At 64.1% G+C, this 20470-nt stretch carries 21 protein-coding genes; 11 read left to right on the top strand and 10 right to left on the bottom strand.

Annotated features, from left to right (window positions below; translation table 11 throughout):
* The first annotated feature begins 167 nt into the window (after positions 1–167).
* Positions 168–614, top strand: coding sequence for a hypothetical protein (locus AC5RVB_RS09245; RefSeq protein WP_494142551.1), 447 nt, complete (start codon positions 168–170; stop codon positions 612–614).
* Here the strand turns inward: AC5RVB_RS09245 and AC5RVB_RS09240 are convergent.
* The gene (locus tag AC5RVB_RS09240; RefSeq protein WP_494142550.1) at positions 611–2140 is read right to left on the bottom strand and encodes an MDR family MFS transporter; all 1530 of its coding nucleotides are present in this window, start codon (positions 2138–2140) and stop codon (positions 611–613) included. The two genes, AC5RVB_RS09245 and AC5RVB_RS09240, sit on opposite strands and share 4 nt — an antisense overlap.
* Before the next feature lie 98 nt (positions 2141–2238).
* Positions 2239–3957: an MDR family MFS transporter gene (locus AC5RVB_RS09235; protein ID WP_494142549.1), complete on the bottom strand. Its 1719-nt coding sequence runs from the start codon at positions 3955–3957 to the stop codon at positions 2239–2241.
* Between the two features lie 249 nt (positions 3958–4206).
* On the opposite strand from AC5RVB_RS09235, the gene AC5RVB_RS09230 reads away from it, so the two are divergent.
* Complete coding sequence (locus AC5RVB_RS09230) at positions 4207–5247, top strand: DUF2776 family protein (RefSeq protein ID WP_227901689.1); 1041 nt, start codon at positions 4207–4209, stop codon at positions 5245–5247.
* Positions 5248–5288: 41 nt separating this feature from the next.
* Here the strand turns inward: AC5RVB_RS09230 and AC5RVB_RS09225 are convergent, their stop codons facing one another.
* From AC5RVB_RS09225 to AC5RVB_RS09215, 3 genes are read right to left on the bottom strand one after another with little or no spacing between them, the layout of a single operon-like run.
* A complete protein-coding gene (locus AC5RVB_RS09225; protein WP_494142548.1) occupies positions 5289–6080 on the bottom strand; it encodes a tyrosine-protein phosphatase in 792 nt (263 codons plus the stop codon).
* Entirely contained in the window at positions 6073–6642 is a 570-nt protein-coding gene (locus AC5RVB_RS09220) for a DUF2087 domain-containing protein (protein WP_494142547.1), read from the bottom strand. Before AC5RVB_RS09220 ends, AC5RVB_RS09225 begins: the two co-directional genes overlap by 8 nt.
* Before the next feature lie 46 nt (positions 6643–6688).
* Positions 6689–7027 (bottom strand): chorismate mutase, encoded by a 339-nt coding sequence (locus AC5RVB_RS09215; protein ID WP_227901687.1) that lies wholly within the window; start codon positions 7025–7027, stop codon positions 6689–6691.
* Between the two features lie 119 nt (positions 7028–7146).
* Between AC5RVB_RS09215 and AC5RVB_RS09210 the strand changes: the two genes are divergently transcribed.
* Positions 7147–7596 carry a VOC family protein gene (locus tag AC5RVB_RS09210; RefSeq protein ID WP_227901686.1) on the top strand — a complete coding sequence of 150 codons (450 nt, stop codon included), beginning with the start codon at positions 7147–7149 and terminating at the stop codon, positions 7594–7596.
* Here AC5RVB_RS09210 and AC5RVB_RS09205 read toward each other — a convergent pair.
* On the bottom strand, positions 7593–8363 hold the full coding sequence (locus AC5RVB_RS09205; protein WP_494142546.1) for an SOS response-associated peptidase: 771 nt from the start codon (positions 8361–8363) through the stop codon (positions 7593–7595). The two genes, AC5RVB_RS09210 and AC5RVB_RS09205, sit on opposite strands and share 4 nt — an antisense overlap.
* A gap of 137 nt (positions 8364–8500) precedes the next feature.
* Here AC5RVB_RS09205 and AC5RVB_RS09200 point away from each other — a divergent pair, with 137 nt between their 5' ends.
* On the top strand, positions 8501–8725 hold the full coding sequence (locus tag AC5RVB_RS09200; RefSeq protein ID WP_146361879.1) for a mycoredoxin: 225 nt from the start codon (positions 8501–8503) through the stop codon (positions 8723–8725).
* Here the strand turns inward: AC5RVB_RS09200 and AC5RVB_RS09195 are convergent.
* Complete coding sequence (locus tag AC5RVB_RS09195; RefSeq protein ID WP_494142545.1) at positions 8722–10950, bottom strand: MMPL family transporter; 2229 nt, start codon at positions 10948–10950, stop codon at positions 8722–8724. The two genes, AC5RVB_RS09200 and AC5RVB_RS09195, sit on opposite strands and share 4 nt — an antisense overlap.
* Positions 10951–11187: 237 nt before the next feature.
* Between AC5RVB_RS09195 and AC5RVB_RS09190 the strand changes: the two genes are divergently transcribed.
* From AC5RVB_RS09190 to AC5RVB_RS09175, 4 genes are all read left to right on the top strand, one after another.
* Positions 11188–12273 carry an S-(hydroxymethyl)mycothiol dehydrogenase gene (locus AC5RVB_RS09190; RefSeq protein WP_290244968.1) on the top strand — a complete coding sequence of 362 codons (1086 nt, stop codon included), beginning with the start codon at positions 11188–11190 and terminating at the stop codon, positions 12271–12273.
* Positions 12273–12914 (top strand): MBL fold metallo-hydrolase, encoded by a 642-nt coding sequence (locus tag AC5RVB_RS09185; protein WP_494142544.1) that lies wholly within the window; start codon positions 12273–12275, stop codon positions 12912–12914. The genes AC5RVB_RS09190 and AC5RVB_RS09185 overlap by 1 nt, the downstream gene beginning before the upstream one ends.
* Positions 12915–13021: 107 nt before the next feature.
* Positions 13022–13195: a hypothetical protein gene (locus AC5RVB_RS09180; protein ID WP_290244966.1), complete on the top strand. Its 174-nt coding sequence runs from the start codon at positions 13022–13024 to the stop codon at positions 13193–13195.
* 136 nt (positions 13196–13331) lie between these two features.
* Positions 13332–14150, top strand: a complete 819-nt coding sequence (locus AC5RVB_RS09175; protein WP_494142543.1) for a DUF427 domain-containing protein — start codon at positions 13332–13334, stop codon at positions 14148–14150.
* 6 nt (positions 14151–14156) lie between these two features.
* On the opposite strand, the gene AC5RVB_RS09170 is transcribed toward AC5RVB_RS09175, so the two are convergent.
* On the bottom strand, positions 14157–14951 hold the full coding sequence (locus tag AC5RVB_RS09170; protein ID WP_494142542.1) for a GNAT family N-acetyltransferase: 795 nt from the start codon (positions 14949–14951) through the stop codon (positions 14157–14159).
* 1151 nt (positions 14952–16102) lie between these two features.
* On the opposite strand from AC5RVB_RS09170, the gene AC5RVB_RS09165 reads away from it, so the two are divergent.
* Positions 16103–16543, top strand: a complete 441-nt coding sequence (locus AC5RVB_RS09165) for a VOC family protein (RefSeq protein ID WP_494142541.1) — start codon at positions 16103–16105, stop codon at positions 16541–16543.
* Between the two features lie 8 nt (positions 16544–16551).
* Here the strand turns inward: AC5RVB_RS09165 and AC5RVB_RS09160 are convergent, their stop codons facing one another.
* Positions 16552–17250, bottom strand: a complete 699-nt coding sequence (locus tag AC5RVB_RS09160; protein WP_494142540.1) for a nucleotidyltransferase domain-containing protein — start codon at positions 17248–17250, stop codon at positions 16552–16554.
* A 216-nt stretch (positions 17251–17466) separates the two neighbouring features.
* Between AC5RVB_RS09160 and AC5RVB_RS09155 the strand changes: the two genes are divergently transcribed.
* Complete coding sequence (locus AC5RVB_RS09155) at positions 17467–18933, top strand: ApeA N-terminal domain 1-containing protein (RefSeq protein WP_494142539.1); 1467 nt, start codon at positions 17467–17469, stop codon at positions 18931–18933.
* Between the two features lie 49 nt (positions 18934–18982).
* Here AC5RVB_RS09155 and AC5RVB_RS09150 read toward each other — a convergent pair whose 3' ends face one another.
* Positions 18983–19474: a GNAT family N-acetyltransferase gene (locus tag AC5RVB_RS09150; RefSeq protein ID WP_494142538.1), complete on the bottom strand. Its 492-nt coding sequence runs from the start codon at positions 19472–19474 to the stop codon at positions 18983–18985.
* A 236-nt stretch (positions 19475–19710) separates the two neighbouring features.
* Here AC5RVB_RS09150 and AC5RVB_RS09145 point away from each other — a divergent pair, with 236 nt between their 5' ends.
* Positions 19711–20469: an ABC transporter ATP-binding protein gene (locus AC5RVB_RS09145; RefSeq protein WP_494142537.1), complete on the top strand. Its 759-nt coding sequence runs from the start codon at positions 19711–19713 to the stop codon at positions 20467–20469.
* Position 20470: the final 1 nt, after the last annotated feature.

Raw genomic sequence — 20470 nt, 5'->3', positions numbered from 1 at the left:
TCGAATACTTCCTCTTCAGTGTACGGCTGGGGGCTGACAATCGGCACCGCGTAGTACCGATCCGGTGGCCGGCCCACCCCCGCGGCCCGTTCATCCGCCACAGGTGAAGGGGTTCCGGCAGAAGCGCACCATCCTGGTGCACACTGGTTCCAGATTCCCGCCCACCGATGGAGCACACCTTGGATCCCGATATCCCGTACCGGAACCCGTACGCCACCCCCGCAGAAAACGGGGCCGCGGAAACAGGCCCCGCGGAAACCGAAACCCCGGACCTGTCCGGAACCCAAACGGCACGGCAGCGCTTCAGCAAGGCGGCCATCACCGGCATGGTCATCGTCACGCTCGGCTGGGCCCTGGCACTGATGCCCTTCTACTTTTGGATCCGCAGCTTAGGCAGTGTCAGCGCCGGCGTGGGCGGCGTTCTAAATCTCATCGGCTTCCTCGGTATTACCGCCCTGATTGCCTCCGTGGCAGGCTTCACTGCCTCGCTCCGGGCCGGCAATAAGAAGCTGGCCGCCCGGCTGTACATCATTCCCTCCCTGCTGTGGCAGCTGCCCATGGCTGCGCTGATCGGCTGGGTCCTTTTCCTTCTGTCCACTTACGACGCAACCTAGGCCTCCTCTGCAGCTTCACTGCGCACCGTGGTGGACAGCGGTACTTCCCGGATAAACAGGCACAGCACCAGGGCGGCTGCCACCACGGGCACACTCAGCAGGAAAATCGGCGGCAGGGCGTTGCCGAAAGCAGCAGCAATAAAGTCCTGCGCCGGTGCGGGCAGCCCGCGCAGCATCGCCGGGCTCAGCGAGTTGATGTCCCCGCCCACCGCTGCTCCGGCACCGGCCGGCGCCCCGGCCAGCTCGTTGCCCAGCCGGTGGATAAAGATCGAGCCGAACAGGGCAATACCAAAGGACGCGCCGATCTGGCGGAAATAGTTTGCCGCGGAGATCGCTGCTCCCATGTCCCGCCCGGGCACACTGTTCTGCACTATCAGCACCAGGTTCTGCATCAGCATGCCGATGCCCAGTCCCATCACCAGCATCCCGAGCGCCGTGAAGCTGTAGGGGGTGGTGTCAGAAATCCGCGAGAGCAGCACCAGCCCGGCAATGATCACCGCGCAGCCGAGCACGGGGTAGATCTTGTACCGGCCGGTCCGGGAGATCAGCTGCCCGGTGCCGATGGAGGTGAGCAGCAGGCCGCCCATCATCGGCAGCATCATCAGCCCGGACTGGGTGGCGGTGGCCCGGTTGACCATCTGCAGGAAGGTGGGCAGGTAGGAGATGGTGGAGAACATCGCGATTCCGACGGCGATCCCCACCAGCACGGACAGCAGGAAGTTCCGGCGCCGGAACAGGGCCGGCGGGAGGATGGGTTCGGGAGCACGCCGCTCCACCGGGATAAACGCTCCGACGGCCGCCAGGGTCACGGCGGCCAGGACAAGGATCTGCGGACTGGACCAGGCATACGTGGTCCCGGCCCAGGTGGTCAGCATGATCAGGGCAGCGCTCGCGAGCGCCAGCAGGCCCGCGCCGGCGTAGTCCAGCTTCGGGCGCCTCCCCTTGGGCTTGGGCAGGTGCAGTGAGGTGATAACGACGGCGAGCGCCACCGCTCCGATGGGCAGGTTGATGTAGAACACCCACCGCCAGGACCAGGCATCGGTGATCCAGCCGCCCAGCAGCGGACCGCCCACGGAGGCCAGTCCGAAGGCGGCACCGATCAGGCCCATGTACTTCCCGCGTTCGCGCGGAGAGACCAGATCCCCCAGGATGGCCTGCGCCCCGATCATCAGTCCGCCGCCGCCGATGCCCTGCAGGGCACGGAAGCCGATCAGCTGGCCCATGTTCTGCGCCAGCCCGGACAGGACCGATCCGGTGAGGAAGACCGCAATGGCGAAGATGAAGATGCTCTTGCGGCCAAACAGGTCACCGAGCTTGCCGTAGATCGGCAGGCCTATGGTCGCAGCCAGAATGTAGGCGGTAACCACCCAGGACAGGTGCTCCAGGCCGTTGAGGTCTCCCACAATGGTGGGCAGCGCAGTTGCCACGATGGTCTGGTCCAGGGCAGCCAGCAGCACCGAGAGCAGCAGGCCGGTCAGGACCAGGGCGAGATTGCGCTTGGGTCCGGCCTCTCCCGTTGCCTCCACCCGGTGTTTGGGCACTGCGGGTACCGGACGGTCTGGGATCGCCGCGATACGCGGCGATAACGCTCTATGCGACATAGGGGGTTGGTGCTCCTCGCTGGTTATTCCACGTCCGCTTCCACCCGGGCGGTTTTGGACAGCGGCTGCTGCACAATAAAAAACGTCAGGATGAACGCTGCGGCCAGGAAGGGAACGCCCAGCAGGAAAATGGGTGGCAGGGCTTCCCCGAAGGCGGACTTGACGAAGTCCTGGGCAGCGGCGGGAAGTGCCTTGATCGCGTCCGGACTGATTGAGTTCGCCCCGCCGGACGCCGCATCCCCGGCTCCGGGAGGCGCCGAGGCCAGCTGATCGTTGAGCCGCTTGATGAACAGCGACCCGAACACCGCAATACCCAGCGACGCGCCCAGCTGCCGGAAGTAGTTGGCGGTGGACACCCCGGTGCCCATGTCATTGGGCGGAACACTGTTCTGCACAATGAGTACGGTGTTCTGCATCAGCGCGCCGATGCCGAGTCCAAGGACCAGCATGCCTGCGGCAGTGAACGAATACGGCGTCGTACTGGAAATCCGCGAGAGCATAACCAGCCCGAGGATCATGATTGCCGACCCGAGGATCGGATAGATCTTGTACTTGCCGGTGCGGGAAATCAGCTGCCCGGTACCGATGGACGTGATCAGCAGGCCGGCCGTCATGGGCAGCATCATCAGCCCGGATACAGTGGGGGACGCGCCGTTGACTATCTGCAGGAACGTCGGCAGGTAGGCAATGGAGCCGAACATCGCCACGCCGACAGCCAGTCCCACCAGTGTGCAGATCAGGAAATTGCGGATGGCGAAGAGCCGCAGCGGCAGGATGGGCTCCCGGGCCCGCAGCTCCACGGGGATGAACACCGCCACGCTGACCACAAACACTGCGGCCAGGGTCAGGATGGTGGGCGAGGTCCAGGCGTAGTTGTTCCCGCCCCAGCTGGTCAGCAGCACCAGCGCCGCACTGCCGATGGCCAGCAGGGCGGCGCCGGCGTAATCCAGTGAAATGCCCTTCGCGCTGTTCCGGGGCAGGTGCAGGGCGCCGATGATGACGGCGAGCGCAAGGACCCCGATGGGCAGGTTGATGTAAAACACCCAGCGCCAGGACCAGTTGTCCGTCAGGTACCCGCCCAGCAGCGGCCCGCTGACAGAGGCGATGCCGAAGGCCGCCCCGATCAGGCCCATGTACTTGCCGCGCTCGCGGGCGGACACAATGTCTCCGATGATCGCCTGTGCGCCGATGATGAGCCCGCCGCCGCCCACGCCCTGGATGGCGCGGTAAGTGATCAGCTCGGCCATGCTGTGCGACTGTCCGGACAGTGCCGAGCCGGCCAGAAACACCACAATGGCGAAAATGAAGATGTTCTTGCGTCCCAGCAGGTCACCCAGCTTGCCGTAGATGGGCAGCCCGATGGTGGAGGTCAGCAGATACGCGGTAATCACCCAGGACAGATGGTCCAGTCCGTGCAGGTCCCCCACGATGGTGGGCAGGGCTGTGGACACGATGGTCTGGTCCAGGGCGGCAATCAGCACGGCCAGGATCAGTCCGGTGAAAATGAGGGCGACCCGGCGGCTGGAGTGCTCAGGGGCGCCCTGCCGCCCGGAGGGCAGGTCCGGGGACGCAGGACCGCCTGTCGAAGCACCCGGGGGCGCCGGAGCAGCGGCGGGACGTGCCAGCGTCGCGCCGGAGTGGGCAGCCAGCGATACGGTATTGACCGGGGCGCCCATGGCGCCGGTCATCCCTGCGGCGGGGTGGGCTGCTACTGTTCCGCGGGCGGTAAACCTCTCTGCCATACGCATCTCCTAGGAAATTTCCGCCGGAAGGTGGCAGTCCGGGTTGCCCTTTCCATTCGACGCCCGCGGTGCCGCCAAGTCAACGGTCCGCGGCGGCGTCACCGCTGCGGAAAACGAAGCCGCACGGAGACGGAGCGGCTCCCCGCTGACAGCCTTGTTCCACGCGCACAGCAAGTGCACACTGGGCCTCAATACGGACCGTCATGATGCCGAAGCCCGCACGATCCACGATGTCTTTCGGGGTACGCCATGAACCGCACCATCAGTATTGTTTTTCGCGCGATACCGCTTCTGATGGGCGCTGTCTGCCTGTCCTATGGCCTCTACATTCTGGCCGGGCCCGACGATGCCAGCCATTTTGTCGCCGGACACGTCAACGTCGGGCTGACCGCCATCTGCTATGCACTGTTCACGACGGCCGCCACCATCATCCGGCAGCTCATCAACCGTTACGGGCGCGTGTGGGGGATCATTCTGCCGCTCTCCGGCTATATGGCTGCTGCCGCCGCCATTATCTGGGGCATCATCCTTGCCAACCGGGAGAACACCGCAGCGCACCTGACGGCGGGCTTCGTAGTAATCGGTGTCGGCTTCGTCGCCGCATGCGTCAGCACCGTCGCGGCTGCATCCACGAAATTCACCCTGATCCAATCTGCACAGTTGCTCGATCCGCTGGGCGGACCGCCGGAGGGTGCCCACTCCCGTGCCGCCGGCGCCGCACTGATCGCGGTTCCGGCTGCCGCCGCCATCACCGGTTTTTCCCTGGCTGCCGGCCTGCTGATGCGCGGAGACATTCCCGGATTCGTGGCCGGCCACGTCATGATCGGACTGTCGGTGATCTGCACCGCACTGATCGCCCTGGTGGCGAGCATCGTGCGCCAGATACGCAATGCCTTCAACGACAGCGAGCGTTTGGCCTGGCCCTGGCTTGTGGCTGCCGCGGGAGCCGTCAACCTGCTGCTCGGATTCTTCGTGCTGTTCAGCTCAGGTGAACCCGCCAGGCTGGCCCCGGGATGTGTGCTGATCGGCCTAGGGCTGATCTGCTTCAGTATCCTGTCCAAGGTGCTGCTGCTCGCCCTCGTCTGGCGCCGCTCGTTTGCCCTGGCCAACCGCATCCCGCTGATGCCCATCGGAACAGCGCTCACCTGCCTGTTTTTCGCGGCATTCCTTTTTGAAGCCGCCGGCACGGACCCGGCGTTCTTTGTCCCCGCGCACGTGCTGGTGGGACTCGGAGCCGTCTGTTTTACGCTGTTCTCCATCGTCTCGATCCTCGAAGCGGGAACGGAGTAGCGGCGGCTGTTCGTCCGGCGGCCGGGTCACAGGCTGCCGGATCACAGTTCCGTGGCGGCCTCAGCCTGCCGTGCCGGGGCCAGGCTGCCACGCCAGGTACGGATGGCGGTGCGGACGGTCTCCGGCAGGCCGGCGTCTTCGAACAACCGCTGCAGGCAAAAGCCGTCCAGTACCCCGTGGAAGGCGCCGTCCATACTGGTGCCGTACTCCGCGCAGAGCTTCTCGGACTCCTCTTCCGGATTGGGCCGGCCCGTTGCCGCCGCGAAGGCGTCGGCATTGCGGACGGTTTCAAAGTAGTCCTCACGGATTTCGGCGGGCGTCGCGTCCCCGGCAGTGAGCAGCACCATGGCCGTCATCCCGGTGCGGTCCCGCCCCGCCATGCAGTGGAACAGCACTCCGCCTTCGGGAGCATTGGCCAGCGCTGACAGTACGGCCCCCATACGCTCCGGCAGCCGGGTCAGGTGCGGGAGGTAGTACAGCGGTGTACCCATCAGACCGTTCTCCCAGTACCCCGCCCAGAAGTCCGGATTCTCCTGCAGCCCGTCCAGGTCCACGGCAACCGTGGTGAGCCAGTCCGGGCGGCCCGCGGTGTCCCGCGCGCGCTCGCCGGGCTGCCGGAGGTCGACGACGGTGCGGACGCCCAGCGCGTACAGCCGGTCCCAGCCCTCGGGGCGGATCCAGTCGACGCATTCGGACCGGTAGAGGACACCGTGCGGGGTGCGTGAGCCGTCGAGGCGGCGGCGTCCGCCCAGGTCGCGGAGATTTACCAGGCCGCTGACGGCGCGGTCCGTCCCTACTGCCTCGGGTCCGGCAGAGAAGAGGCTGTCAGGCAAAGTCCATTCCTTCCGCCGGGCGGGGGCGCGTGAGCCAGTACCGGGTGCCGGCCGGATCGCGGGCCACAATGCCCTCGTCCACCAGATAGCGGCGGATGGCCGCGGGATCGGCGGTGTACCCGGCCAGTCGGGCCGTCAGGTCCTTTTCGGACAGCACCGGCCGAAGGCCCGGCTCCGGCGGTACAGCGTGTTCAAAAACCTCCCCGGCCACCAGATGCAGCAATTCGAGCCGGTCGGAGCGTTTGCGCGGGTACGCCTCGATCCTGCCGTTCACCAGGAACCGGCGGGCGGAAGAGTCCGGCGGGCGGACGCCGGCGGCGAGCAGGTCGCGGAAGAGGGACGGCGAGGGCTCCACCCGGTTCTCCCGCACGGTCAGCAGTCCCGCTTTTTGCAGTACCGCCAGCGACTTGGCGTCGGCGGAGGTGAGGTGTGCCGGGTCCAGCGGGGCGCCGTCGTCGGCCGCCAGGACGGCGCGGGCGTACAGGTGCAGCCGGCGCGGGTCCGCGAGCGCCGCGGCAACGGGACGCCAGGCGTTTCCGGCGGCCGGAGTGGTCTGGTTCATGCGCCACAACATACCGCACGCGGCTCAGCCGCCCCGGCCGGAGCTCCTAGCTGCGGCTGAAGGCGTCCAGCTTGCGCTGGGTTTCCATCTGCTGGCGTACCTTGAGTTCGTAGTCCACGAAGGCCTCGATCATGGCCTTGTACGTGCGTTCAACCACGTTGCAGTCGCTGTCCTGATCCTCGGCAGCCTGCCGGACGTGGGCAATCACTTCCTCCATGCGCTTGGGTGACCGTACGGCGTCGTCGTTTTCCTTGAGCCCCCCGGCGAGACGGACCAGCCGTTCCCGCCGCCAGATCAGCGCAACGATTTCCTCATCGATTTCGTCAATTGCTGTCCGGACATCATCTAGCTGTCCCGAAACGGATTTCTGCTCAGCTGTTTCCATGGTTTAAGAGTATCCAGTACCCGCCGGCACCTTGGGCGCAATTGCCGCCCCGCGGCGGGGCTTACCCGTTTTCCGCGCCACAATGCGCATTCCACCGCGTTCAATGGCAGGATCAAAACGTGAACCCCCATGTATCCGTGGTGACCGTAGGCGTACGGGACCTCGAAGTAACTTACGCGTTCTATGCTGCCCGGCTGGGTTGGACGCCGCTGCAGTACGTTCCGGAGGAAGTGCTGTTTTTCCAGGTGAACCACGGCCTGGTGCTGTCCTTCTTCCGCGCCGACCATCTGGCAGCGGAGGCCGGGCCGTTGGGCGATATCCGCGACGCCCCCTTCACCCTGGGCCACAATGTGGAGTCTCCGGCCGATGTGGACGCCGTGCTGGCCAAGGCCGCCGGCGCCGGCGGGCAGATCACCGCGCCGGGAAGCCAGATGAGCTGGGGCGGGTACTCCGGCTACTTCACCGATCCGGACGGCGTGCGCTGGGAGGTCTGCTTTAACCCCGGGCTGACCGTGGGCACCTCCGGGCAGGTCACCCTGGCAGTCCTCGGGCCGGATATGAGCGGCTAGAAGAGCACCTCTTCCACCGTGCCGGCCGGTTCCCCGGGGTGCAGCAGGTATTCCCCGTCGTTGCGGACGTTGCCGACGGCGGGGTGGGCCGGGTGCAGGGCCCAGTCCGACGCCGCCGCATACGCCTGTGACACAACCGCGCCCACCAGCTCCGGGGCATCCCGGCGGGAGGGATCCAGCCAGGCGGCCATCGCGGCCGGCGAGAGCGGCAGCGGCAGCCGGTCATGCAGGTCCGCCAGGTCCCGAAGCACCGGTTCGGTGTGCTCCGCCGGGGGTGAGGCAACGGTCAGGATGGACGTGGAGAGCAGCCACCGCTGGGGATCGGCCTGTCCCCTGGCCGGATCGCGCCACCATTCATAGAGTCCGGCAAAGAAGATGGGCCGCCCGTCCGGCCGCGAGACATAAAACGGGCGGCGGGTTTTACCGGGCCCGGTTTTCCATTCGTAGTATCCGTCCACCGGGACAGCGCAGCGGCGGGCGTCGACGGCGTCGCGGAAGGTCGGTTTCTCCAGCACTGTCTCGGTCCTCGCATTGAAGGCCCGCACCCCCACCGATGCGTCCCTGGCCCAGCCCGGCACCAGACCCCACTTCGCCACGTGCACCTGACGGACCCGCCGGCCGTCCACGAAGCGTTCAAGCACCACGGGCACGTCCGACGTCGGTGCAACGTTCCAGGAGGCACGCAGCTCAAGGTTCGCATCGGCTTCGGCCTCCGCCTCGGCGACCAGGTCCGCTGAAGCCCGGGCCATCACGTATCGTCCGCACATGCCACCAGTCTGCCACCGGGAATGGAGCCGCCCCGAATACTGTTGGAGTAGGCAACCCGATCATTTCAACCGTCAAAAGGAGCACCCCCGTGGCCGCCACAGCCGAAGCCTTCACCCCCGCCGCCGGAACCATCACCATGTTCTCCACCTCCTGGTGCGGATACTGCCGCCGCCTGAAGTCCCAGCTGGACAGCCAGGGCATCGGCTACACAGAGGTGAACATCGAGGACGTCGAGGGAACCGCAGATCTGGTCGAAGCACTGAACGGCGGCAACCAGACGGTCCCGACCGTCATCTTCCCGGACGGCTCCTCCGCCACCAACCCCTCCGCCTCCGAGGTCAAGTCCCGCCTGGGCCTCTAGCGCTCCGCCGCCGCGTTTGGCCCGGTCCCGCGCCGGGCCAGCCGCGAGGTCCACCAGATCCGCTGCCCGATGTCATAGGACAGGGCCGGCACCAGCAGCGAGCGCACCACCAGGGTGTCCAGCAGCACGCCAAAGGCGACGATAAACGCCAGCTGCGCCAGGAACAGTACCGGGATCACGCCCAGCGCCGCGAAGGTTGCCGCCAGCACAATACCGGCGCTGGTAATCACGCTGCCGGTGATCATCAGCCCGCGGATCACCCCTTCCCGGGTGCCGTGGCCAATGCTTTCCTCCCGCACCCGGGTCATCAGGAAGATGTTGTAGTCAACGCCCAGGGCCACCAGGAAGATGAACCCGTACAGGGGCACCGCCGGATCCGCCCCCGGGAAGTGGAAGACGTGGTTGAACACCACGGCGGAAACACCCATGGTCGCCCCGAAGGACAGCAGCACCGTCAGGATCAGCAGGAACGGTGCCAGCAGCGACCGCAGCAGCAGCATCAGCAGGAACAGGATCACCACCAGGACCACCGGGATGATCAGGTTCCGGTCATGGGCGGCCGCGGCATTGGTATCGATAGTGGTCGCCGTGACCCCGCCGATCAGCACATCCCCGATGCCGGCCGTTTTGTCCCGCATCTCGGTCACCGTCTGCTCGGCGGAGTCCGATTCCGCCGATTCGGTCAGTGTCGCCTCCAGCAGGACCTTCCCCTCCACCACCTTCGGCGCGCCTGAGGTACCGGGCACGGGCGAGGCCTGCACGCCGTCGGCCGTCACCGGCAGCGTTCCGGCCGGAGTACCCGTGGCGTTCACCGCCAGTGCATCGACGCCGGGCACCGACAGGACGGTCCGGGCAACAGCGTCCAGTTCACCTTCCGGGGCGACAATCAGCGCGGGGCTGCCGGAGCCGGAAGGGAAGTGCTCACCCAGGACCTGCTGGCCTTCCTTGGCCGCGGTCTCGCCCAGCACAAAGTCGCTCTGCGGCACCCCGGAGGCACGCAGCTGCAGCAGGCCGCCCGCCGCAATCAGCAGCACCAGGGTAGGCACCACCCAGACCCGGCGCGGATGGCCCTTGACCGTGCGGGCCACCCGTGGCCAGAACCCCTTGGCCGAGTTGCCGTCCCGGTCCGGGTGTTCCGAACCGAACGCCGGCCGCCGCGGCCAGAACGCCGCCCGGCCGGTCAGCATCAGCAGTGCCGGCAGCAGCGTCATGGCGGCCAGGAACGCGAAGCCGATGCCGATGGCAGCTACCGGTCCGAGCGCCTTGTTGGAGTTGAGGTCGCTGAGCAGCAGGCACAGCAGGCCGGCCACTACGGTGGCGGCGGAGGCGAGTACCGGCTCGAAGGTTCCCTTCAGGGCCGCCTTGGTAGCATCCCAGCGCCCCTCATGGTCGCGCAGGGATTCCCGGTACCGGGAGACATAAAGCAGTGAATAGTCCGTTGCGGCGCCGATGCCCAGGATGAACAGAATCCCCTGTACCTGCCCGTTCAGGGTCAGCGCCCCGGCCTTGGCCAGGTAAAACACCACCAGGATGGCTGCCGAGAGGGCCAGGATCGAGGTCAGCAGGACCAGGAACGGCAGCAGCGGGGAACGGTAGACCACCACCAGGATCACCAGCACCGCCAGCGCTGCCACCAGCACCAGTGAGGTGTCGATGCCGCCGAAGGCTTCGGTGATGTCCGCCAGCTGCCCGGCCGGCCCGGTCACGTAGCCGTCCAGGCCGGGCGGAATGCCGTCCTTCACCACACTGTTCAGGTTCTCCACGGTGGCCGCAGCGCCGTCGTTGTCCTCCACGGGCACAAAGAGTTCTGCTGCCTTGCCGTCCTCAGAGAACTGCGGCGGGGAGACCTGGCCTGCGACGCCGTCAACCTCCGCCAGGGCGGATGCCCGGCCGGTGACGAACGTCCGGTCCGCTTCGTTCAGGCCGCCGTCGTTGACGTACACCACCACGGCGGGGATGGCGTTGCTGTCCGTGAACTTCTCCTGCAGCTCCGCCACCTGCGTGGATTCGGAGCTGGCCGGCAGGTAGGAGGTCTGGTTGTTATCCGCCACTTCACTGATCTTGCCGAAGTACGGGCCTCCGACGCCGCCGACCGCCAGCCAGGCCAGCACCAGAAGCACCGGCAGCAGGAAAATGCGCCAGCCGGTGCGCGGCCTGCTTCCGGGAGAGTGGCGGGTGCTGCCGGACGCTGTAGGCATGCTGCTGCCGGATGCTGAGGCGTTCATGGGCCGTCCTAGGGCTAGGTGGCACTCCGGGAATATCAGCCGCGGCATGTACACGCTGCAGACCCTTTTCCGCCTTCCATCGTAGGACTGTGCCGTCGACGGCGGCAGTCCCTGCACGGTTGCGCCGGAAGCGGAAGCGTAATTCCCGGCTTCGCTCCGGGCCGGATCGCTTCATAGGATGGAAACCGGGACGCCGGACGTCGGCGCCCCGCCGAACATCGCAGGAGGCAGCACCCCATGGTCCATAAGGTTCAGGCCGTAGTCGTCAAGGAAAAGAACGCCCCCGTCTCGCTGGAGACCATCCTGGTGCCGGATCCCGGCCCCGGGGAAGCGCTCGTGGACATCCTCACCTGCGGTGTCTGCCATACCGATCTGCACTACAAGCAGGGCGCCATCAATGATGACTACCCCTTCCTGCTTGGCCACGAGGCCACCGGCGTGGTTTCCGCCGTCGGCCCCGATGTCACCGAGGTGGCCCCCGGGGACCGCGTGGTGCTGAACTGGCGCGCCGTGTGCGGCGAGTGCCGCGCCTGCCGCAAGGGCGAGCCGCAGTACTGCTTCAACACCGCCAACGCCACCCAGAAGATGACCCTGGAGGACGGCACCGAACTGACGCCGGCCCTGGGCATCGGCGCGTTCGCTGAAAAGACCCTCGTGGCCGCCGGCCAGTGCACCAAGGTGGACGACGACGTCGATCCCGCCGCCGTGGGCCTGCTCGGCTGCGGTGTGATGGCCGGCATCGGCGCAGCCATCAACACCGGCCAGGTGCAGCGCGGTGAATCCGTGGCCGTCATCGGCTGCGGCGGTGTGGGCATTGCCGCCGTCGCCGGCGCCAAGCTGGCCGGAGCCACCACCATCATCGCGGTGGATATCGACCCCGCCAAGGTGGAGATGGCCAAGGCGCAGGGCGCCACGCACGGGATCAATTCCAAGGAAGAGGACCCGGTCGAAGCCATCCGCGCGCTCACCGGCGGTTTCGGCGCCGACGTCGTCATTGACGCTGTCGGCCGTCCGGAAACCTACAAGCAGGCCTTCTACGCCCGTGACCTCGCCGGCCGCGTGGTGCTGGTGGGCGTACCCAACCCGGACATGAAGATCGAACTGCCACTGGCGGACGTCTTCGGCCGCGGCGGCTCGCTGAAGTCCTCCTGGTACGGCGACTGCCTGCCGTCCCGGGACTTCCCCATGCTGGTGGAGCAGTACAAGCTCGGCCGGCTGGACCTGGATGCCTTCGTCACCGAGCGCATCGGCCTGGGCGACATTGAGGAAGCCTTCGCCAAGATGCACGACGGCAAGGTCCTGCGTTCGGTGGTGGAACTCTAATGTTCCGCATCGACAACGTAGTCACCTCCGGCACCTTCTCGCTCGACGGCGGGACATGGGACGTGGATAACAACGTCTGGATTGTCGGTGACGACGCCGAAGTGATCGTCATCGATCCCGCGCACAACATTGACGCGATTGCCGACGCCGTTGGCGACCGTGAGGTCATGGCCATCCTGCTCACGCACGGCCACGATGACCATATCCGCGCGGTGGAACGGGCCCGGGACCGCTTCAGCGCCCCGGTGTTCCTGCATGCCGCGGACCGGATGCTCTGGGACGCGGTGTTCCCGGACGAGGGCCCGGATGACGTGATTGAGGACGGCGATACCTTTGAGGTCGCCGGGCACACCCTGCGCGCCCTGCACACCCCGGGGCACTCCCCCGGATCGGTCTGCTTCTCGCTGGCCGCCGGCGAGGACGTCCCGGAGCCGGTGGTGTTCAGCGGCGACACGCTGTTTAACGGAGGACCCGGCGCCACCGGACGCTCCTACAGCGACTTCCCCACCATCATCGAATCCATCAGGGAGCGCCTGCTGACGCTCCCGGCGGAAACGAAAGTGCTCACCGGGCACGGCGATGCGACGTCGATCGCCGCCGAGGGGCCGCACCTGCAGGAGTGGATCGACCGGGGGCACTAGGACCGGTGTCGCGCCTGTTGCACCGCTGCTGACCGCCCGGAGTTAGGCTTGGGCAATTGAACAACCTGGCCCGCGAGCAGAATCGAGGCAAAGCGATGGATCGCAAAGTGATTAATCGGATAGGCCCGCCGGTATTGTTCCTTGCCGCAGTTTTCATTTATGCGGTGATCCTGGGCGGCCCCGTCAGCCTCGCACAGCTGCTCCTTACCGCTCTGATCATCCTTGCCGCCTGGGCAGTTGCTGCACGCCTCATCACACCGAAGCAGCACCGGGACCCGTAAATACCGGATCCGGAGTGGAAGCATGCCGAAGGCCCGTGCACGCCGCACGGGCCTTCGGCATGTCCCGGCCGTGTCCGGGACTTGATCAAATCCGCAACCCCTTGTATCCGCTTTCACCCCGCAAGAGACTGGGCACATGGCACTGCAGATCAGCCCCGCATTCTGGAACTTCCTCCCCGAGCTGCGTTTCGAGCCCACGCCGCGGCGCATCCGTGCACAATTGGGCGACAACACCGTGGTGGATTCCACCAGTGCGGTACTGGCGTACGAGCCGCGGCGCGTTACGCCCATCTATGCCGTCCCGGCCCGGGACATAGCCGCTGAGCTGGTCGCCACCGATCCCCCGGCGCAGGACCCGCTGGCACAGGTGCCCCCGGACGCGTTAATGGATCCGCGTTACCCGTTCGCCGCGCACACCGCCCCCGGCCAGAGGTTGGATCTGCGTGCCGGATCCCATGACCTGCCGGGCGCAGGCTTCCGTCCGGATGACCTGGATCTTGCCGGCTACGTGCTGCTGGACTTCGACGCGTTCGACCGCTGGCTGGAAGAGGACGAGGAAATCAAGGGCCACCCCCGCGATCCCTTCCACCGGGTGGACGCCCGGCAGTCCTCGCGGAACGTGCGGGTGCACCTGGGCGGACAGCTGCTGGCGGAAACCCGCGAACCGGTCTTCGTGTACGAAACGATGCTGCCGGTGCGCACCTACTTTCCACGGAGCGACGTGGACTGGGATGCCCTGCAACCGTCACTCAAGCAGTCGGTCTGTCCCTACAAGGGAACTGCGACCTACTGGTCCGTGGCCGGGCAGCCGAAGGGCACCGACCTCGCCTGGTCCTATGAGACCGTGTTACCGGATTCGGCGCAGCTCAAGGACCGGGTCTCGTTCTTCGACGAACGCACCGACGTGTACGTGGACGACGCCAAACAGGACATCAATTCCCTGTTCCGCTTCTGAGCCGCGCTACTGCTCCGGTATCAGCCAGGCTGTTCGTTCAACGATGGTGAATCCCAGCCTGGCAAGGTTTCGAATACTTGGCGCTCCAGGAGCTGCGGTAGCAGTCGCCAAGGGGATACCGAGAGCTCTTGCCTGTCGAAGGCGGTGTGCCAGGAGGGCGGCTTGGGCCCCAGTACCTCGAGCAGCTGAAAGGGTGGAAGCACCGCCAAATACCGCCCCCGTGGGGTGTACTGACATGGCAGCTGCGGCGAGGGGCTGGTCGTTGCGGGAGGCGATGAAACCACGGACCATCGGGTGGGCGTGCTCCGCCCGGATCAACTCCCCGATCTCCCTTGACGCGGCGTACCCGGCGTCAAGAAGGTCCAGAAAGAGGCTCGTATCCTTCTTTGTGGAGACCTCGTGGATTTGCCACTCGTCATTATCGGTGCCGTCCAACCGGTTGTTTGTGCTCGGGCATAGGTAGGCAATCGGCCGGGTAGGTGCCGGCGTGTATCCGTCCTTTAGCAGTCGGTCGGTGAGGCTTAGCGATGGCGTTGTTGCGATGAGGGTTGGTTGATGCTGGCCCGGGAACTGTCCGAGGACGTCAGGCAGAGCCATAACAGACTGATCGTCCAGACCCTCGACAGTGTTGAGGAACCCATATTGGTCCCCGGTGGCCATGCTCGCCCGCAGTCCACCATGTAAAAATGATTCGAATCTACCCAACAGTCCTGCGGCCGCGGCTGCAGCCAGCGATAGCGATTTACGCTGGAATATAGCCAACTCCGCAGCTTGAATAGACTCTTCGACGGTATCGGGCATACCCGAAGCCTAACTTCAGCTGATCAACCAAGTGGCCAGAATAGTCGCGGCTCACTGTCCCACCGAAGGATCGTCTTATGCCATCTGGGGTGGATGACAGCTCTTCGCAATCAGGGCGTACCGGACCAGGGCGGTGCAGGCGCGTGAGGGGACGAACGTCTTCATTCCAAGCCTCCCTAAGTTGCGCTCCCGCGCGACCCCCTTACCGTTCGCTGAAGTGAACGGCGCAACTCTTTCGGCGCTTTCCTTCGGTTGAGCACTGGGTGAGGATGCTTGAAGAAGGAGTCCTGAGTGCCCCAATTCTCCTGCCATTCGAATAGGACCCCTACGTATCCAATCGACGTCCTTACCTTGTATCCGCTGAGGCGATTCTCCGTCATCCACCCCTGTCCTGGTGAGATCCATAGACCACCATCAGTGTCGCTGTCGCGCCTCAACTCACGGTGCAGGAGCCAGAGCCCTTCTTCTTTGACGAGGCACATCGATACATCTGGACAATCGTCGGCGCCTGAGAGGAAATTCCGGAGCGTGTCCGGGGTGGGAACCCAGAATCCGCTATTAAGCAGCCAAAGTGTTTTGCAAAGTACCGGGCGAGATTCTTCGTTTGGTTCGACCAGTCTTCCCCATACACTCGGTCGAAGCGGGTACCGCCTGCACGCCATAATCGATTAAGATTCTGGCTGACATAGGCTGCATAGATCTCGTAGGCGCGGTCAAACGGCTGGCTTCGCGTGTCATTACATCGTTTGCATAAAACGAGACCGAATAGTACTTCTTTGGACTTCCGGTGACTACGGACAGTGCGCAGCTCCGAGCTGTCTCCTCCCCATAACAGATCGTCTCCCTGTGCCATGCGTTTGAGGTCAGTCTTCTTGTACTTGTGCTCCCGTGAGTCTGCCGGTCTTCCACACCACCAACAGGTGCCGCTCTGATCGCGCGCTGCCGCCGCGATCGCGGCACTCACCTCGCTATTATCCGGGTGCAGAGAATCGGGAACGAACATGACTTGATTCAAGGCTGTCCTACCAATAGAAGCAAGCTATAGCGACACGCGAGTCCTAGGGTGGTGGCCAGCCCTGGGTAGGTCCGTCGGCCGGTGGCACCGGCTAAGGGATCCTCGTGCGGGCGGTTAGCAGACTTAGACTCCCTAAATGGCGAGCAGCAGCTTCTTCCTCTACACAGGCAGCAACAACATCGCGGCGTCCCGCCAGTTCTACTCCGACCTGATCGGCCTCGAGCAGATCTGGGACGAAGCTGATCACATCGCTTACAGGATCGGCGGCGGAATCCAGTTCTCCATTAGCTACGACTCAACCGCAACCATCAGTGACGAATGGACCTTCCAGCCCGGATGGGCGTTCGGGCTCAGCGTCGAACCCAGACCACGTAGCGCCCGCGCTTCATGGAGCATTCCGTTGTCAACTAAGGCATTCACAAGCACCGTAGCGCGACTGCAGGACGCCGGAATGGAGGCTCTGCAATCTGAACCCTTTTGGGTCGGCTACTGGAGCTATGTGGTCAAGGACCCCATGGGCCAGACTGTCGAACTCACTGACGCCACCACCACTGGCCCCGAGCTGGAGGCACGCTAACCGATCCCTTAGCGTGTACCCCGCAAGAAGCCCTCCATGGCGTAGCCGCCATTTTGCTCCAGTACAGCTCTAGCAATCCCGGCCAGCTTCTGGGGGTCATAGTCCGTCGAAGCTGCCCAGGCCAAGAGCTCCAATGCGGTCTCATCGTTGGGCAGCTGTTCCAGGCGCCGAACAATCCATTTGCCGTTGCCCAACCATTTTTGGTGCCGGAGCAACAGCAGTTCGGCGGATTGGCGGAACACATTCGAGGCGATGGCGAACGTTTCGGCGGGAGAACTGGAACCCAGAAGGTCATCCATTGAACAGCTGAGGTCGTACCTGCGGAGGTCGCGTTCGGCATCAGTTAACGGCATGGGGCCCTGCTGCATGTAAAGGCGCGCCTCATCTTGCCATTGCATGCCGGGCCCGTGGTCGGTCAGTAAGAGTCCCCGGGCACAGACGTCTCCGAGGATGGCACAGCGTATTGACCTTTCCTTCTCGTACCAGAAGGCCAGGCTCTCGGGTGTGTGAATGAAAGCTTCTACGATCCATCCCCGATACCGGATGGTCTCCGCGTAGTTCGCGCCACCAGTTCGATAGAGGATGGCTATGTCAAGGTCCGATGTCGGAGTCGAACAGCCCAATGCTGCGCTGCCACCCAGGATTGATGCTTCCGCTCCGGCATGCATTTCCTCGACATAAGAGCGGGCAATCTTGATTGGATCCATTAGCCCATGATGCCCTACGCCTACAGGCGTTCTTCGACACAGTGCGAGGACACATGTTCCAAAGTGGATCCTCCTATGCGACCGGACGAGCAGACTTCTTCACGCAACCACGGAAGCAGGCCGGAAGGGAGCGGGGGTTGAGGCCGACCGGTACAAATTCACGGAATCCTATCTAGAACGCCGGGCCTGTTGGCGATGCCTGATTAGGATGCATGCATGAGAATGTGCGATACCCACCGCCTCAAGGGGTGGTTCTTTCTACCGGGGACTCCCGCTGACCGTGTCCCGGGGATACTGACCTGGAATCAGGAGGATGGCGCAGACCTTGAGCTCATTGGTGGTTTTTCCCCTCCACCTGACTACAGCCCAGTAAAAGAGGGGCTTTGGGCTGCCGAGCAGTTCGTTGGCGATATGACACCGAGCACGATCTACGGAGAGCTCGATTCCGGGAAGAAGGTGTGTCTTTGGGGTGCTGAGCGCGGCAGCTATAAAGCCGGGATGAAGCACGAAGTGAGGGAAGAGTTTTGGCATGCCTCGTGGTTGTGCATCGGGGCACACATCGCTTCGGCCGATACACAGGTGCTAAGGAAGTGCATGGTCGCACTCGACGACCTCTACTACCTCACGCTTGACGGTCGATTTGGTGCTCCGCATTGGGCCCCCATCGAAGGCGTCGAACAGGCAGGTGAAAAGCAGGAGGACGGCACCTATCTCCTGCCCTACATGCTGCCTGTCATCGGTGGATTTAGGGCCGGTCAAGCGAAGGGGCAGTCAGTCGATACCGTTTACGGAATCCACACCCATGCGACGCGCCCCTGGCTCAGCCCGGCCACGGAAGCCGACCCTGCATTGAAGCTGGAACTTATGACAAAGAGGCGACGGCGCGGTCTGAGCATCGAGCTTTCCGTTGTTGCACAGGCGGCGGTGGCCCCAATTGATGGTTCCACCGCCTCCGCACAGGAGTTGCTACGAAGGACAAAACCCCTACTCGGCCTGATGAGTCTTGCAACTTTCGACTCCAGCGGTTTGGAGTGGATGAGTGCGCAGTCGCTTGATAACGAAAACGTTTCTCTCTTCTGTCATACAGGACACCGAAGCTACCCAGATTCCACCGTTGAATCCGGAGGTCCGGTCTTCACCTTCGATGACGTGCCGCTTAGCTCATTCCTACAAACTTGGGATCGCTTAGCCTCAAAGGAGCAGGCCGTGTATGCCTGGAACCTAGTCGTGGGACTCATTGGCCATTCACCGCTAATGGTTGAGGAGCGGGTAGGTCAGATCCTCGCAGCAGCAGAAGGATTCGACACATGGTGCCTCGATGGCGGTCAAGGTACTTCCTTGAGGAACCGGCTGCTGAGGTTATACGAACAACTACCAGATCAAGCGAAAGCCAAGCTTCAATTCGATGTAGACCGGTGGGCCGACTGGGCAGTCTGGGCGCGGAATCACGTCGCCCACGGTGGAACCAAAAAGCATCGCAACATCAACGATTCTTACCAGCTGACAGTGATCGCCGATTCTGTGCACCTCGTCACGTACCTCGTAGCACTGAAAGAGTTTCAAGTGCCAAGCGATAAGTTGGCGCGAGCCCTCGCCACTCATCCGCGACTCGTGGTTCTGGTCGATCGATGTGCAGAAATCTCCAATCTGCCTCCAATCACACCCGAGCAGAAAGCTGGTTAGACGGGTGATTCGATGGCCCGTAAGCCGGTCCTCTAGTGCAGTTCGTGTACTACGTTTCGCCGCTTATCTCCTTGAAGTAGCGAGCAACAGGCCACCGCTCGAATCCAGACCGCTCGTAGAGCTGACGGGCCGGCGCATGCCCCGGGTCATCGCCTGTTTCGACCATCAGCATTCTCATACCCCGCGATCGAGCTCGAATAATTGAACGTTGCATGAGTGCCCGCCCGAGCCCTTTCCCTTGGTGCGCGGGGTCGACAGCAAGAACATAGACCTCACCCATGCTGTCCACGGAATGAAGCCGCGTGCAGACCCACCCGGCAGGTGAGTTGTCGATGAGAGCGACGTCGATATTCTCCGGCTCCCCGTCGAGGGTCGCTCTAAGATCGTCAGTTTGCCGGCTACGCCAACCTTCGGGGTAGAACGACTCATAGACGAAGGCAGAGACAGCAGGTTTGAGTAACGGGAACACTGGTTCCCATGCCCGCAGTGAGAGGGCCAGCAGTGGCTCGCGGTGTTCGGCGGAATACGGGATAATTTCCATGCGCCAACAATAGCTAGAGGAGGTCAGCGCTGAGAGCGTAAGACTTCCGCAAGCCGATCCCTCAGCGCAACATCAGTACCCTGACAGCTGGGAGCATGCCGGCGGCCGGCTCTGCACACCGCAGCGATAGCCCGGGAACGCGGCGCTCCTTACCCGGGACTGGCCCGGGTATGTCGGATACGCCGCACTGTCGTCGATTAAGCTCATCTATGGTTGATCGGCGCTAGGGTAACGGCATGGGGAAGCAACTGCTGGAAGCCTTCGACGTCGTCAAGTCTTTCCAAGGTCAAGGAAGCGCACCCATAACTCGTGTGCTTCGCGGAATTAGTTTGCAGATACGGCCAGGTGAACTCGTTGCAATAGTAGGGCCCTCCGGGTCAGGGAAATCGACCCTCCTGTATTGTTTAGCCGGGTTGGAAACCTGCACGTCCGGAACCGTGAACCTCTTGGGCGGCCCGATCAACGGAATGTCACATAGCCGGCTGGCTGCCCTGCGGCAGCGATCCGTGGGTTTCGTATTTCAAACCTACAATTTGATCCCGTCGCTGAGTGCGCGCGACAACGTGGCGCTGCCCGCGCGCCTGGCAGGAGACAAAGAAGCACTCTCACGGGTTGACGGGGCCCTGGCAGCCGTCGGCCTGAGCGACCGGGGAAGACATGCACCGGCCCAACTCTCCGGCGGGCAACAACAGAGAGTCGCAATTGCCCGTGTATTAGTCATGGCGCCCCGGATCGTCTTTGCTGACGAACCTACCGGTGCTTTGGATTCTCAGACCGGCGCCGCTGTGCTGGATTTGCTACGCGGCATCGCTGCCGGTGAGCGTTCAGTTGTTCTGGTCACGCATGACCTGGAGGCGGCAGCTTGTGCGGACCGGGTCCTGGTGCTGCGTGACGGCATCATCCATGAAGAACTCCATCACCCGGCCCCCAGGGAAATACTCGAATCCGTGGAACGGGCCAGGCTGGAGTCCGGCAGTACAGAACCTAGGCCGTGAC

Source organism: Arthrobacter sp. Y3225209, from assembly GCF_059090685.1.
This window is presented reverse-complemented; position numbering and strand designations above follow the sequence as displayed.